The following is a 16219-nucleotide window of genomic DNA, read 5'->3' as shown; positions in this document are numbered from 1 at the left end:
GACAAGGCAAAGTACGTCATACTTATGCATGTTAATTACTTCAAAATAAAGCTCTTTTTATAAAAAAACCGCCAATCGAAAATTGGCGGTTTTACATGAATAGCTTACTTGTCTTCAGAAAGTGTTAGTAAGTCATCAAGCTCATCTTCTTCATCATGCGCTGCGATTACATAGTTTGTAGCATTTAAACCGTATGATTCACGAATCTTGGCTGCGATTTCATCACGCATTTTCAAGTTTTCCTTCAAGAATTGCTTCGCGTTTTCACGACCTTGTCCTAAACGCTCGCCTTCATAAGAATACCAAGCACCACTCTTTTGGACAACTTCTAACTCTGAGCCTAGATCCAGAATTTCACCCTCTTTTGAAATTCCTTCACCATACATGATATCTACTTCTGCTGTACGGAATGGAGGAGCTACCTTATTTTTCACGACACGAATTCTTGTTTTGTTACCCATAATATCATTAGCTTGTTTGATCGCTTCACCTCTTCGTACTTCAAGTCGAACAGAAGCATAGAACTTCAATGCACGTCCACCAGGCGTTACTTCTGGATTACCAAACATGACGCCTACTTTTTCACGAATCTGGTTAATGAATACAGCAATAGTATTTGATTTATTTATTGCACCAGAAAGTTTACGCAACGCTTGAGACATCAAACGAGCTTGCAAACCAACGTGTGCGTCTCCCATTTCGCCTTCGATTTCTGCTTTCGGAACAAGTGCTGCTACCGAGTCCACTACGACAATATCTACAGCGCCTGAACGAACAAGTGCTTCTGCGATTTCCAATGCTTGCTCACCCGTATCTGGCTGTGATAATAGTAAATCATCGATATTAACACCTAGTTTTTTTGCATAAACAGGGTCTAATGCGTGTTCCGCATCAATAAAAGCCGCAGTACCACCGCTTGCTTGCACTTCTGCAATTGCATGCAACGAAACAGTTGTTTTACCAGAACTCTCTGGTCCATATATTTCAATAACTCGTCCACGTGGATATCCGCCTATTCCTAATGCGGCATCCAAAGCCAGTGAACCGGATGAAGATGTATCAATTTGAAGATCTGTTTTTTCTCCCATTTTCATGACAGAACCTTTACCAAACTGTTTCTCTATTTGTTTTAATGCCATATCTAATGCCGCTTTACGATTGCTCAATTATAATTCCTCCTCAAACTCTTTTTCTACTCTTAGTATACCTTTTCTCAACGTAATACACAAGAATTAAACGAACGGGCATTCGATGAATTGGATATAGAAATTGAAAAACAAGCACAAAAAGCTGGGATGAATTGATTTTTGATAGCTAATTCAATAGCAAAATTCAATACTTCAGTTCTTTTTTCTCTTTTATTGTTTGAATGAGATAATGTAAAGCAAATTGAACGGAACGTTTACGATTTGAATTACGAGAACTTGATAGCTGTAGTTTGTAAGATGCTGTCTTCATACCTTCTGCTGCAATACCGATCCAAACTGTACCAGGTGGCTGTCCATCATGTGGTTCTGGGCCCGCTGCACCTGTCAGACTCACTCCAAATGTCGTGGTAAATCGTTCTCTAACACTTTCAGCCATAGCTTCAGCGCACTCTCCACTGACTATCCCATGGTAATCAAGCAATGAAGGTAAGATGCCTAATTGCTCGATTTTCATCTCTTTATTATACACCACAACGCCACCTTTTAGCGCGTTGCCGATTCCTGCTTCTGAACCAAGTTCCGCCATAAACATTCCGGTAGTTAGACTTTCTGCCGCAGAAATAGTCCAGTCATTTTGAAGCAAAAGTTCAGTTGTTTTGGAAGCAAGCGTATCCTCATCTACACCATAAATAAACTCCCCAACAATAGAGCGAATTTCTTGTTCTACAGGTAATATTAATTTCTGTGCTTCTTCTTCCGTTTTGGCTTTTGCGGTAATGCGTAGCTTGACCATGCCTGGTGAAGCCAGTGGTGCGATTGTAGGGTTCGTTTGCTTCTCAAGAACGGACTGGATACGGACTTCCAATTCCGATTCGCCAATTCCTTGCAACTTCAATACCTTAGAAGAAATTACATCCTGTTTTCCGTATACACCAAGTAAATATGGAATCGCTTCGTGTTCAAACATGGGCTCCATTTCATGAGGTGGGCCTGGCAATAAAATGTACTGTTTATCTTCTTTGCCTATTGCTATACCAGGTGCCATGCCATTTCGATTTGGCAATACCGTAGCTCCTTTTAATACAAGAGCTTGCTGTTTATTATTTTCTGTCATCACTTTGCCTACGTGAGTAAAATAATCTTCGATAGTCTTCATCGCCTCGTCATCAGTTACAAGCTCACAATCCAATTCACGAGCAATAGTTTGTTTTGTAAGGTCATCTTTTGTCGGTCCGAGGCCTCCACTAAAGATGAGAATATCTGCACGCTGCTGAGCTAATTGGATTGTTTGTGACAAACGTTTAGGATTATCCCCTACAACCGTGTGGCAATACACATCAATCCCAACTTCAGCCAATTTAGCCGATATGAATCTTGCGTTAGTATTGGTGATTTGCCCCAATAGAAGTTCAGATCCGACCGCAATTATTTCTGCTTTCATGAATACCGTTCCCCCTCACATTGACTCGACTAAAATTTTACGATTCTTAATGAAGTAATCAACACCTGACCAGATTGTAAACACTAGTGCTATGTATAACATAATCGTTCCGAATGGAATGCCAATCGCTTCGAAGAAAATATTATGCAATAAAAGAAATGTAATCGCTAGAATTTGCGCAACTGTTTTAATTTTACCTAATTGGTTGGCTGCTACTACTTCACCACCACCTGCTAAAATTAAACGTAATCCTGTAACCGCAAATTCTCTACTAATAATGATGATGACAATCCATGCAGGAGCCGTCCCTAATTCCACTAATAAGATAAATGCTGCTGAGACTAATAATTTATCGGCTAACGGATCCAAAAACTTCCCCATATTTGTCACTAAATTGTTTTTTCTGGCTAAGTAACCATCTAGCCAGTCAGTTGTAGAAGCTATGATGAAGATGATCGCACCCACCAAATGTTCAATAGGCATTTCTACTCCACCTAACTGAATCATGCCCCATCCAAAGTCCACTGTAAGAAACAGGATGAAAATAGGGATCATAAATACTCTAGAGAGCGTAATCTTATTTGGTAAATTCATTACATGTCCACCTTCCTAACGGTACATTCTATTTGTAAAGAATAAAATAGTCACCTTTTTAGATGACTATTTTTCTATGGCTTTTTTAACACGATGTTTTGTGGAATGAGTTCTGTTGGGTAATCTACGCGTTGACCGTTAACAGTCAGTTCTGCGTTTTCGTAATTACCAACTCGTATTCTCAAACTTTCTGCATCGTTTGCTTCAATTTCAATTGTTTCGCCTTCTTGTACTACCCGGGCACCGCTTGGTTCAGGCATCCGTTCTACGCCGTCTTGGTCTGTTACTGAAATCCACGATTTTCCTGTCGCCTTGACAATCAATGTGATTTTATCAGCATCAGTCAATTTAAATATAGATGTTTCACCCACAGTCGAAGCGTGTTCAAATGGCTGCTTAGGTTTATCGACTCCCACTGAACCTTGTTCATCAGTCACAACTGAAGAACCGGGTTCCGATGACTCCTGATCTATATCTGGTTCTGTCGCTTTGTCTCTTAATAAAGTATAAACAATAACAAAAATCATCAAGATAAATAGTGCAACAATTATTTTTGGCATTGCTTCTCTTAACTGGTTATTCTGCTTTGAACCTGCACTACGTTGCATAGTAGCTGGTACAACGCTTTCCTGTTTCTCCTGCACTGCAGGTTCATACTCATCTTGATACAGACTCAGTATTTCATCCGCGTCCAAGTCCACCGCTTCTGCATACTGTTTAATAAAAACACGAACGTAGAAAGCGCCAGGTATAACTTGAAACTCTTCATTTTCAATTGCCGACAGATAACGTTGTTGAATTTTCGTACTGTCTTGCAAGTCTTCTAACGTCAATCCTTTTGAAATCCTCGCTTCTTTTAAACGAGCGCCAATTCCGATCAAACTTAACACCCACCTAACTCATTTCAATCAATTAAACATATTAAAACCGCCCATAGAATTACGGTTGGTTATCGGATCATTCTTTTCTAGAATGTCGTAACTGATTTCTTGATCCACAGTTGTACGTAACTCTATGATAATATCAAAATCTTCAATTGTATATTCAGATTGCTTCACGAACATATCCGGATGCTCGACTACTTTAATTGTCGGCAAGCCCATGATTTCCCGTACTAATTGCATATGACGTTCGTCAGAGGTTTTTCGTGTCACGATCCCATCAAGTATAAAGATGTTATCGTCTGAGAACTCATCCCCCATCATACTCGTTCTGATCGTTTGTTTAATCATTGTAGAAGACAAAAAGACCCATTTTTTATTGGCACAAACACTTGCTGCTACTACGGATTCTGTTTTGCCAACTCGTGGCATCCCGCGAACACCAATTAGCTTATGACCATCTTGTTTAAAAATCTCGGCTAAAAAGTCCACTAAAATTCCAAGCTCACTTCTAATGAATTGATAGGTTCTTCGGTCATCAGTACCGCGCTGAATATAGTGTCCATGACGAACAGCCAATACATCACGCAATTTAGGTTCCCTGATCTTATGGATGACAATCGCATCCATAGTAGAAGCGATTAACTCGAAACGTTTAATTTGCTGATCATGATCGGTGTGAACGAGCATACCACGGTATCTGCCATCCACCCCATTAATGGTCACGATATCAACTCGTAACATACCAAGCAAGGAAGCAATATCGCCTAGCAACCCAGGCCGATTGACTTGCAACTCATATTCGACATACCATTCTCCCATTCAACACACTCCTTCATAAAACTACTTTTTTCCAGAATGCACAAGTATGCACTTAGTTCTATAATAGCGGATAGCGAAAGCGAATAAAAGAAAAAAAGAAAAGGACAACAGGCATTGTCCTTTTCCCAAGGCCTTAAATATACCAGCCACCATTGATTTGAATTATTTCACCAGTCATATAGTCTGCTTTGCCACTCAGCATAAATTCGACCATATTCGCTATTTCCTGGGGAGTTCCGACTGACAAAAGCGGAATCTGATCAAGTACCATTTGACGCTCCTCCGTAGAAAACTCCTGATTCATGCGGGTGTCAATCCAACCTGGCGCAATGGCATTGACCCGTATGCCTGAATAGGCAGATTCCTTTGCATAGGCTTTAACGAAGGCATGCTGGGCACCTTTCACTGCCGAATACATTACCTCACCCGCAGCTCCCGCACTGCCCCATATCGATCCTATAAATGTAATATAGGAAACATCATACTTGCGTAGATTTTCGGATAACAGCGCGATTAACCGGGCTGGATTCTGCATATGGACCTGCCACAATTCCGACATGTCCATTGCACTTGTATCCGATAATAGTTTTACGACTGCCTGACCGTTGGCTACCACAATTGCTTGAACGCTTTGAATGCTAGCCGCCAATTGTTCTGCTGCTTGCTCCACTCTAAAATCAGCTTGCACACTACGGAATTGCTGGGTAGGATACGTCTTTTCTAACTCCAAACGCAATAGATCAAGATGAGTTTTATTCGCATTATAATGCAAATACAAAGACCATCCTGCTTCCGCTAGTTGTTTACAGACTGCTTCCCCAATTCCTCCAGATGCCCCTAAAACAAGAGCAAAACGCGTCATACTCATTGTGTTTTCGGTGGCAGTACTTTGAAGATTGTATAGCTGCTGTCATCGGAGAACGTGGCAAATGCTTGTTTTAATTTATCCATTGATAATTTTTCCAAAGTCGGTACGACATCGAATAAATTCATATTGTTAAAATCATATCGTGTATATTGATTAGCGATAAATTCAATGGAGTTCAATGAACGCATAAATTGACCGATTTTCTTTCTACGCATTCTGTCTAAATCTTCTTCTTGCACCGGCCAATTGGTTTTTGCATCTTTAATCGTATGACGAATTAATTCTTCTAAGCGCTCCGGCTCATCAGTATCGGAACCAACCATCGCAAAACCGTAGCCTTCTTCCATGGAGAACTCATAAGAGAACGATTCATCAACTAAGCCTTCTGCATTCGCTTTTTCATAAAATGCAGATGTGCGACCGAATAGACTGTCTAGTACGAGGTTTGCTGACAACTCCGTTTCAAGCATTTCTTGGCCCTGTAGATCTGTCTCGGTACATTTCATACCGATATTCAATTTCGGTTTCGATACATCCATCGTCAATGTACGTCCAGGCACATCCACTTCTTTTGACTCAGACGGGAATTGGCGTTCGATCGCTTGAGGTTTATCGAATGATTTTTTTGCTTGATCTTCTTTAACAAATGCCATCATTTCCTCCGGCTTCACTGCTCCAACAATAAACAGTAGCATATTGGACGGATGATAGAACGTCTCATAGCATGTATATAAATGTTCAGCTGTAATATCTTGAATAGACTCTACTGTTCCCGCAATATCGATTTTCACTGGGTGGTTTTCATAAAGATTTTCAATTGTGCCGAAATATAGTCGCCAGTCGGGCTGGTCGTCATACATGGTAATTTCCTGGGCAATGATCCCTTTTTCTTTATCCACAGTTTGCTTTGTAAAATATGGCTGTTGAACGAAGTCGAGTAATACTTTTGTATTTTCTTTTAGTTTATTAGTTGCAGAAAAAAGATATGCCGTTCTACCAAATGTTGTATACGCATTTGCAGAAGCGCCATTTAAACTAAATTTCTGAAACACATCCCCGTCTTCTTTCTCGAACATTTTGTGCTCAAGAAAATGGGCAATACCGTCAGGCACTGTGATGAATTCATCTTTGCCGTGCGGTTTGAACGTACGATCAATGGAGCCGTATTTCGTTGTAAATGTTACAAATGTTTTAGAAAAACCACGTTTAGGCAAAATAACAACTTTCAGTCCGTTATCTAGTGTTTCAGTATAAATCTTCTCTTGTAGTTGATCAAAATTTATTTCTTTCATTTGGAAACATCCTCCTTACCTGACAGCAAATACACAATTTCCAATTGAATTGTATTCGCCATTTCCTTTATGTCTTCCAATGTGACCGATTCCCACTTTTCAATTAATCGTTCAGCAGTGAAGCTCTCGTCTAACTCTTTATATTGATCATATATTTCAATCTGACTACGCGCTGAATCATTTGCACTCAAAATACTGTTTTCTAGAAGTGCGATTGTCTGACTCAACTCGACCTCTGTACTCTCACCATTTTGTAATGCTGTCAGTTGTTCAAGAATTAGCTTAACAGCTTTCTCTTCTAAATCCGCATCGATACCCGCTGTCACGTAGACGATACCGTAATGCGAAGCAAACGCACTATTGGCATAGTATGCCATACTTTCTTTTTCTCGCACATTCATGAATAGTTTACTGTGGGCAAAACCACCGAAAACACCATTCGTTATTTGCATTTTATGGTAATCGGGATGACGGAATGATACCGGTGTATGGAAACCAAGATGAAGTTTACCTTGTTTCATGTCTTGTTTTTCTCTAACTGTATTCACAGAATCTGACACTTTTACATCCTGCAAGTCATTTTGTTTCGCTGCATCTCTTGCTTCAAACGGTAAGAACTGCTTGATTTGCTCAATGATTTCCTTTTCATCTACATCACCTACTACATAAATATCAATCAAATCATTATTGATCATATCTTCGTATGTAGCATAAAGACTTTCATTCGTAATTTCAGACACAGCAGCTTCTGTACCGTAAGCAGAAATGGATGCCGGATGATCTGGTCTCATAATTTCAAGCATACGTTTTTGTGCGAAACGTGTTTTATCGTCATAAATAGAACGTATTCGATCACGGACATTACGTTTTTCCCTTTCTGTAACATCTGGATCAAATGCTTTATTCGTTACATTGGGATCAAACACTACAGAACGAATCAATTGCCATAACTGTTTAAAAATATCTTCGCCTTCAAAAAACTCATCGTTCACACACTCCGTATATAGCGAAACCATATGTTGGGAGCTTCTTTTCGAAACGTCCGTAAATAATACCGTACCGTACAACTCGTCAAGCGCCTTGCGCATTGAACTTAATGTCGGATACTGCTTCGTTGAATTTTCCATCACGTTCGCCAACACCGTACGTTCAGAAGCTTTTTTCTGATCCAGTGGCGCTTTCCACTTAATTGTCACGTTCACTGTTTTAAACTGTTTCGTTTTCCGTATATACAAATGAACACCATTTTGTAATTTTGTTTTATTGAACATACAAACACCTCGTTTACCTTATTATATGTATTCCTAGTCTCACTATACATTTTAGCCTGTCATTTGGAAAATGATACAACTTTCAAGTGCTGAAGGTAGAGTTTAGCGGCGACTGATGCTAAATACGAACGAAAACCTCAACTTAGTATTGCTACAACCTTAGAAAAGCTACCTGAAGAGTATGTATCTCCAGATAGCTTTTATAACTTTTATCTATTTCCTTTAACGTAAGGTTTACCAAGTGCTTTTGGTGCTTTTGCTTTTCCAAGGAATCCGGCAAGGGCTAGGATAGTTAAAACGTAAGGGAAGATATGGAAATACACTGCTGGGATATCCTCTAAGAATTTAATACTAGAAGAACTAATTGCTAGCGCCTGTGCAAAACCGAAGAATAACGCGGCTCCCATAGCTCCTAATGGATGCCATTTACCAAAGATCATCGCCGCTAGCGCCATAAACCCTTGTCCATTAATGGTCGCATGTCCGAAATCATTTGTGATAGTTTGAGAATAAACTGCTCCACCTATTCCGGCAAGTCCTCCAGAAATAAGAACCGCGATATAACGGGTTTTTGTTACTTTAATTCCCATTGTGTCTGCCGCCATCGGATGTTCTCCTACTGAGCGAAGACGTAAACCAAATGGCGTCTTGTAAATAACAAACCATGCGATAAACGCAACGGCGATCGCCATAATAGAAGAGCCATAGACTAACTTAAAGAACATAGGGCCGATAACTGGAATATCCTCCAAAAAAGGTACATTGAATCTCGGAATTTTTTGTTGAATGAAATCGGTTTGACCTTTGCCGAAAATCATTTTTACCGAGAATAATGCAACAGCAAGACCTAACATGTTAATCGCGACACCTGATACTACTTGATCAGCTCGGAACGAGATAGATGCTATGGCGTGAAGTGTTGCAAACAATGCTGAAACGAGCATTGCCACAATTAATGCTATCCAAGGTGTCCAGGCCCCAAAGGTATCCGCGAAAAATAAATTGAATAGGATACCGATGAATGCACCCATAATCATGAGGCCTTCCAATCCGATATTAATGACTCCAGATCGTTCAGAGAACACACCGCCAATTGCTGTGAAAATAAGAGGAGCTGCAGAAGCAATTGTTATAGGTATGATGAAGTATAATACATCTAACATGTCACTTTGCCTCCTTCTTATTACGCAAACGTATGAGTCCTACACGGATGATGTATCCACAAGCAACGAAGAAAATAACCAACGCAATAATGATGGAAACAATTTCTACTGGAATTCCTGCTTCATTCGGCATATTATTCGCACCATATTTCAATGAGCCGAATAACGTTGCACCGAAGATCACCCCAAGTGGCGTATTCGCGCCAAGCAAGGCTACAGCGATTCCGTCAAAACCGATCCCTGTAAAGCCACCCATGGAAGACATGTTACCAAACGTACCAAGTGCCTCCATCGCGCCTCCAAGTCCAGCGAACGCACCTGAGATGACCATTGCGAGAATAATATTCTTGTTAGCGCTCATTCCTGCATAGCTAGCTGCATTATCGTTATACCCAACAGACTTCAATTCAAATCCTGTCTTCGTTTTCTCTAATATGAACCACATAACGACAACCATAGCTAATGCAACGAATATTCCGTAGTGCAATGTGGAGTAATCCGTTAGATTAGATAAGAACTCTGACCGAAGTGAGGCTGATTCATGGATACGCTCCAATTTGAATCCACCACCGGAAAGTGTTTTTATTAATGCGTTAACTACATGTAAGGCAATGTAGTTCATCATAATGGTGACTATAACTTCGTGTACTTTCAATGTTGCTTTTAAAATACCAGGTACGAGTCCCCATAGCGCCCCAGCTGCAGCAGCTGCTATGAGTGCGAAAGGCAAGTGAATAATTTTCGGAAGATCGAATGCCATCCCTACGTAAGCTGCAGCAAACCAGCCAACGATTAGTTGTCCCTCTACCCCAATATTGAAAAGTCCAGTTCTAAATGCGAATGCTACTGCAAGTCCCGCAAGTAAGTATGGACTGATTTGACGAATGGTTTCACCGATTGCATAAGAATCACCAAAAATACCATTCCATAATGCCATATAGCCTGTGATTGGATTATAGTCACTGATCAGCATCACAATCGCGCCTACTAAGAGCCCTAAAAAGATCGAAATCATCGGGACCAGTACATTGATCATTCTATTCGACATGCTGTTCATCACCATCCTTTTCAGCAGCTAGTACTTTTTTCTCAGCAACATCTTTTGAATGGCCTGCCATCATTAACCCTAGTGCTTGTTCAGTTGTTTCTTGCGGAATTACCGTACCTACAATAGTTCCATCATAAATAACTGCAATTCTATCTGAAACGTTCATGACTTCATCCAATTCAAACGTTATGAGTAAAACCGCTTTTCCACTGTCACGTTGTTCAATCAGACGCCGATGAATAAACTCGATTGCTCCGACGTCCAAACCACGTGTAGGTAATGCCGCAATCAGTAAATCCGGATTTCTCAAGATTTCTCTTCCGATGATCAGCTTTTGCTGATTTCCTCCGGATAATGCTCTCGCTAATTCATGCGTACCTTGTGTTCTAACATCGTATTCTTTGATCAGTTCTTCCGCTCTTTCATTGATTACTTTATAATTCATGATTCCACCTTTAGATAATGGTTCATGATAATACGATTGAAGAGCGGTATTATATGCAACTGAAAAATCTAGAATAAGTCCATGCTTATGGCGGTCTTGTGGAATATGTCCAATACCGGTTTCAGTAATCTTTCTCGGTTTTTTATTTGTAACATCTTCATCATTAATAAAAATCTTACCGCTCTTCACTTTAGTCAAACCAGTGATGGCTTCAATTAATTCGGATTGACCGTTACCATCGATGCCGGCAATTCCAACTATTTCACCGCGACGCACAGAAAGATTGAGTCCTTTTAATTTAGCAACGCCCCGATAGTCATTCACTTGTAGATTTTCTATCTTCAACACTTCTTCAGTCGGGTGTGATGGACCTTTTTCGGTTTTAAATGTGACTTGACGTCCAACCATCAACGTCGCCAATTCTTCGGGATTCGTTTCCGATGTGATAACAGTACCGATTCCTTTACCTTTGCGGATGACAGTTACTTTGTCTGAAACGTTCATAATTTCCGCCAGTTTATGGGTGATCAAGATGATTGATTTTCCTTCTGCAACGAGTTTTTTCATAATATTCAACAATTCATCAATTTCCTGAGGAGTTAAGGATGCAGTGGGTTCATCAAATATTAGGATATCTGCTCCACGATAAAGAGTCTTAAGAATCTCGACACGTTGTTGCATACCTACAGAAATATCTTCTATTTTCGCGTACGGATCTACATCTAGTCCATACATCTTTGATATTTCCGCAACTTTTTTCGCAGAATCTTTAATGTTAATCATTCCAGATTTCGTTGGCTCACTACCTAAAATAATATTCTCGGTAACCGTTAGATTCTCCACCAACATAAAATGCTGATGCACCATCCCAATTCCTAGATCATTTGCTACGTTCGGGTCAGTGATTGCTACATGTTCGCCTCGCACACGAATTTCTCCACCATCTGGTTGATATAAACCAAATAATACGTTCATTAAGGTAGATTTCCCAGCACCGTTTTCACCTAGCAGTGCGTGAATCTCGCCTTTCTTCAGTTGTAATGTAATATGATCATTCGCATAGAAATTTCCGAATTTTTTTGAAACATCTAGCATTTCAATTACATAATCCATCCCAATCACTTCCTTGCCCATAATTGAATTCCGTAGAATTAAGCAGTATAGCTTTCATCTTCAATAATACGTCATAAAGCTCCCGTATGAAAAGTTGAAAGCTTTTCCATTTCACTTTAAATAGCCTGCTAATACTTTTTATTATATTTAATTTATTAATCTTAGAAATTAATAAAATAAAAGTTCCAAATCAACCACCCAGGAACCTTTATTTTAGTAATTTAATGAAATAAAGGCCGGATATGAAAACCGGCCTCCAACTGTTTACCGACCTTATTTTTTCTTCTCTACAAACTCAGGTACTTCAATTTCGCCATTTGCAATTTTTTGTGCATATTCATCAATTTGATCCAATACATCTTGTGGAATTGCGCCACGTGAATCAGCAAGACCTAAACCATCATCTTGAAGACCATATACTTTTGTTTCCCCGCCAGGGAAGTTCCCATTCATTGACAAGTCAGCAATATCTTTAACTGCTACATCAACACGCTTCAACATAGATGTAAGCGTAACGTTGTCATCTCCAACTTTACCTTCTTCATATTGGTCAGAGTCAACACCAATTACCCAAACATATGCATCTTTATCTGCTTGCTTACGTTCTTTCGCTTCTGAGAATACACCGTTACCCGTACCGCCAGCAGCGTGGAAAATAATATCTACACCTGAAGAGTACATACGGCCTGCCTCAGCTTTACCAAGTTCTGCTTTATCAAATGCACCTACATATTTTGAGTCTACTTTGATTTCAGGCTTAACTGCCTTGACACCTTCAAGGAATCCAGCTTCAAAACGCTCGATGACAGGGTTGTCCATACCACCGATGAAACCAACCTTATCTGATTTTGTCATTAGCCCAGCTGCTACTCCGGCTAAATATCCGCCTTCTTGTTCTTTAAAGAGGATGCTAGCTACGTTTGGAGCATCTACTTCACCATCAATAATAGAGAATTGAGTGTCTTTTTGTTGTGCTGCAATATCTTCAATTGCATCTTCCATTAAGAAACCTACTCCGTATATTAAGTTGAAGTCACGACGAGCCAAGTTGTTAAGATTTGTTGTATAATCTTCCGGACCAGTTGACTGCAGGTAATCGTATCCGCCAGTTCCTTTTTCCCATCCTTGATCTTCTCCGAATTCTTTAACGCCTTTCCATGCAGATTGGTTGAATGATTTATCATCAATCCCTCCAACGTCAGTTACCATAGCAAGTGAGAATCCGCCTTTCTCACCGCTGTCACCTGTCGCTGGCTTTTCCCCTGCATTGTCTTTATTATCAGAGCCACATGCTGCTAACATCGTACCTGCGGCTAACACTAAAGACATTGCTAGTCCAAACTTTCTTTTCGTCATCGATAATGACCTCCCCTAATTAATTTTGGTATTATGTTAGGACGTTATACGTCTTATACCTTTACTCACACTACTTTACAGCTTGAATCTTTACTCTTAAAAAAGGTCACTGTTAATAGATTATTTGAAAATTCGTTACCTCGTACGTGATGACGTTCGTGATAACAGTGGATGTGTCGCTTTGCATGATAGCGCTTTCTGCTCTGCTAAATATTGGATGACACACTCAATTTCCATAGCCTGAAATGATAATTTCCTTCTACCTTCACTATAACATTTACTTAGGTAGAAGGAAATATCTAGCTGAAATCACGGATAACTTCGACTTATCAAAATAACAGCGAATAATGTTTTACATTTCTAGTTCTGATTTAGTGAGTAGTACGTGCCTTGGCTTACTACCTTCAGGTGGTCCAACCACGCCACGCGCTTCCATTTGATCTACTATACGTGCGGCTCTGGCATATCCAACGCGGAAACGACGCTGAATCATCGAAACGGAAGCAGTCTGCATGTCCACTACCATTTGTACCGCTTCATCGTATAATTCATCGGTTTCTTCATGCGGTGCTACTACCTCTACTTCAGTAGGAATCATTTCTTCTTGATATTGAGCTTTTTGCTGCTCGATAACAAAGTTCACTACCGCTTCCACTTCCTCATCTGAAACAAATGCCCCTTGAATACGTGTCGGTTTTGAAGCGCCAGCAGGAAGGAATAACATATCTCCTCGCCCCAATAATTTCTCTGCGCCGGCACCATCCAGAATAGTCCGCGAGTCAATTGCAGAAGATACGGCAAACGCAATTCGAGAAGGAATATTCGCCTTAATAATACCTGTGATCACGTCAACGCTTGGACGCTGTGTCGCGATAATTAGATGAATACCCGCAGCTCTCGCCATCTGTGCCAGACGTGTGATGGAATCTTCTACGTCACTTGATGCCACCATCATTAAGTCGGCCAGCTCATCGACAATGACAACTATATACGGCATGCGTGGATGCTTCTCATCATGATCTTCATTCCATTGTTCAATGTGGTTATTATATCCTTCAATATTCCGTGTGCCTGTATGGGAGAATAACTCATATCTGCGCTCCATCTCCGACACAACTCGTTGCAGTGCTTGCGCCGCTTTTCTCGGATCTGTGACAACAGGTGCCAATAAATGCGGGATGCCATTAAATACATTTAACTCTACCATTTTCGGATCGATCATCATCATTTTCACTTCGTGTGGTTTCGCCCGCATGATGATACTCATAATAATACCGTTAACACAGACACTTTTACCGCTACCCGTAGCACCCGCAATTAATACGTGGGGCATTTTATTGAGTTCTGTCATCATGGCTTGTCCAGTCACATCACGACCTAAACCTACTAGTAACTTGGCCTCGGGTGGATTGTTTTCCTTAGATTCAAGCACTTCACGTAAACTTACCATCGCCACCGCATTGTTCGGGACTTCGATTCCAACTGCCGATTTACCAGGAATCGGCGCTTCAATTCGAATCCCACTAGCTGCCAATGCCAATGCTATATCATCCGCCAAACTAACGATGCGACTTACTTTCACGCCCGTATCAGGCAGGATTTCATATTTAGTGACTGCTGGTCCCAAATGGACTTGTGTCACTCTCGTTTTAACTCCAAAACTCAGGAACGTTTTCTCTAGCTTCTTAGCGTTTGCCTGGATTAAATCATATTCTCCAGATTGATCACTTGCTACAGGTGGTTCCAATAGTTTGGCTGATGGCAAAACATACGATTCGTTTTCTTGTTCTCCGCCCATTACAGGATAATCAGTCACAGGATCTTTAGGATCGAGTGTTGAATCCTCTTGAGCCTTCGACTGCTTTTCCTGTACAATTTCTGGTTGCGTAGCCTGTTCAATTTTTGCCGTGAAGCTAGAAATAATCGGTTCACTAGCGGGCTCCGGATTTTCTTGTACCGCTTCCATTTCAGAAGTGTCTACAGGTTTCGGCTTACTCTTTCTATTACTGCGCGCACTTTCTTTACGTTTTTCTTCAGGAGACTTGACTGATTTCTTTTCCCTCGCTGCCCACTTCTTCTTTATATCATTCATCAAGATAGGTGTTTGCTCTACTAGGAACGGAATCAAAGCCTTACCTGTCAACAGGATGATACCAATGAGCAGTAACAGCACACCAGCTACTGTAGCGCCCGATGAATCAACTAATGAATAAAACATCGCGAACAACACAGCACCTAGCATACCGCCCCCCAGAGTCCCTGTTTGGTCATGTATTCCATCATTTGTGATGAGTACTTTCCACGTTTCCTTAAGTGCAGAATTTGACATCAAAACTTTGCTTTCATATAATGTTTGAAATAAATGAACATGACTGAACAGTAGCATACTGCCTAAAATGAATAAACAACCGATTACGATCCGGTGTTTATATCCGCCAATCTGTCTCTTAATCATGAAAATCAACGCTTGCACAATTATTAAAAATGGCAACGCAACATACCAGTTACCTAATAAGAATCGAGAGAATGCCGATAAACCCCGACCAATGATACCGAATTCAAAGATCATAATTATTGCGATACCGATTAAGACGACACCTAGAATTTCAAACCAGAGCGGTTGCATTTGACTTTGCTGTTTTTTCTGTTGTCTTTTCTTCGCTGGCGCTCTCTTTTTAGCACGTTTCTTTGCCATTTGCCAACCCCCTTTCTGAAAAAAAGATTTCCAGCCGTAAAGGCATGGAAATCCAATTGTTTTTTAATTCGCCAACAAACGG

13 protein-coding genes are annotated in these 16219 nt (G+C 40.5%); all 13 read right to left on the bottom strand.

Annotated elements, in window-relative coordinates:
* Positions 1-104: 104 nt before the first annotated feature.
* Positions 105-1166 (bottom strand): recombinase RecA, encoded by a 1062-nt coding sequence (recA, locus tag CSV74_RS01940; RefSeq protein WP_029053142.1) that lies wholly within the window; start codon positions 1164-1166, stop codon positions 105-107.
* 166 nt (positions 1167-1332) lie between these two features.
* Positions 1333-2589: a competence/damage-inducible protein A gene (locus tag CSV74_RS01935; RefSeq protein ID WP_099690373.1), complete on the bottom strand. Its 1257-nt coding sequence runs from the start codon at positions 2587-2589 to the stop codon at positions 1333-1335.
* A gap of 15 nt (positions 2590-2604) precedes the next feature.
* On the bottom strand, positions 2605-3183 hold the full coding sequence (gene pgsA / locus CSV74_RS01930; RefSeq protein WP_029053144.1) for a CDP-diacylglycerol--glycerol-3-phosphate 3-phosphatidyltransferase: 579 nt from the start codon (positions 3181-3183) through the stop codon (positions 2605-2607).
* A 74-nt stretch (positions 3184-3257) separates the two neighbouring features.
* A complete protein-coding gene (locus CSV74_RS01925) occupies positions 3258-4064 on the bottom strand; it encodes a helix-turn-helix domain-containing protein (RefSeq protein WP_051210466.1) in 807 nt (268 codons plus the stop codon).
* 27 nt (positions 4065-4091) lie between these two features.
* Entirely contained in the window at positions 4092-4886 is a 795-nt protein-coding gene (locus tag CSV74_RS01920; protein WP_029053145.1) for a DUF3388 domain-containing protein, read from the bottom strand.
* Between the two features lie 133 nt (positions 4887-5019).
* Positions 5020-5748 carry an elongation factor P 5-aminopentanone reductase gene (gene ymfI / locus CSV74_RS01915; protein WP_099690372.1) on the bottom strand — a complete coding sequence of 243 codons (729 nt, stop codon included), beginning with the start codon at positions 5746-5748 and terminating at the stop codon, positions 5020-5022.
* Positions 5749-5750: 2 nt separating this feature from the next.
* Complete coding sequence (yfmH, locus tag CSV74_RS01910; RefSeq protein ID WP_029053147.1) at positions 5751-7046, bottom strand: EF-P 5-aminopentanol modification-associated protein YfmH; 1296 nt, start codon at positions 7044-7046, stop codon at positions 5751-5753.
* Positions 7043-8317, bottom strand: a complete 1275-nt coding sequence (yfmF, locus tag CSV74_RS01905) for an EF-P 5-aminopentanol modification-associated protein YfmF (RefSeq protein ID WP_029053148.1) — start codon at positions 8315-8317, stop codon at positions 7043-7045. The genes yfmH and yfmF overlap by 4 nt, the downstream gene beginning before the upstream one ends.
* A 209-nt stretch (positions 8318-8526) precedes the next feature.
* Positions 8527-9480, bottom strand: a complete 954-nt coding sequence (locus tag CSV74_RS01900; protein WP_099690371.1) for an ABC transporter permease — start codon at positions 9478-9480, stop codon at positions 8527-8529.
* A 1-nt stretch (position 9481) separates the two neighbouring features.
* A complete protein-coding gene (locus CSV74_RS01895) occupies positions 9482-10528 on the bottom strand; it encodes an ABC transporter permease (protein WP_099690370.1) in 1047 nt (348 codons plus the stop codon).
* The gene (locus CSV74_RS01890) at positions 10518-12086 is read right to left on the bottom strand and encodes an ABC transporter ATP-binding protein (protein WP_099690369.1); all 1569 of its coding nucleotides are present in this window, start codon (positions 12084-12086) and stop codon (positions 10518-10520) included. The genes CSV74_RS01895 and CSV74_RS01890 overlap by 11 nt, the downstream gene beginning before the upstream one ends.
* A 273-nt stretch (positions 12087-12359) precedes the next feature.
* Complete coding sequence (locus tag CSV74_RS01885; protein ID WP_029053152.1) at positions 12360-13442, bottom strand: BMP family lipoprotein; 1083 nt, start codon at positions 13440-13442, stop codon at positions 12360-12362.
* Between the two features lie 352 nt (positions 13443-13794).
* Positions 13795-16137, bottom strand: coding sequence for a DNA translocase FtsK (locus CSV74_RS01880; protein ID WP_099690368.1), 2343 nt, complete (start codon positions 16135-16137; stop codon positions 13795-13797).
* Between the last annotated feature and the right edge of the window lie 82 nt (positions 16138-16219).

Origin of the sequence: Sporosarcina sp. P19 (assembly GCF_002743165.1) — a bacterium.
In the GTDB taxonomy this organism is placed as follows: Bacteria; Bacillota; Bacilli; order Bacillales_A; family Planococcaceae; genus Sporosarcina; species Sporosarcina ureae.
Note: the sequence above shows the minus strand (reverse complement) of the source record. Positions and strands in the feature narration are given on the sequence as shown.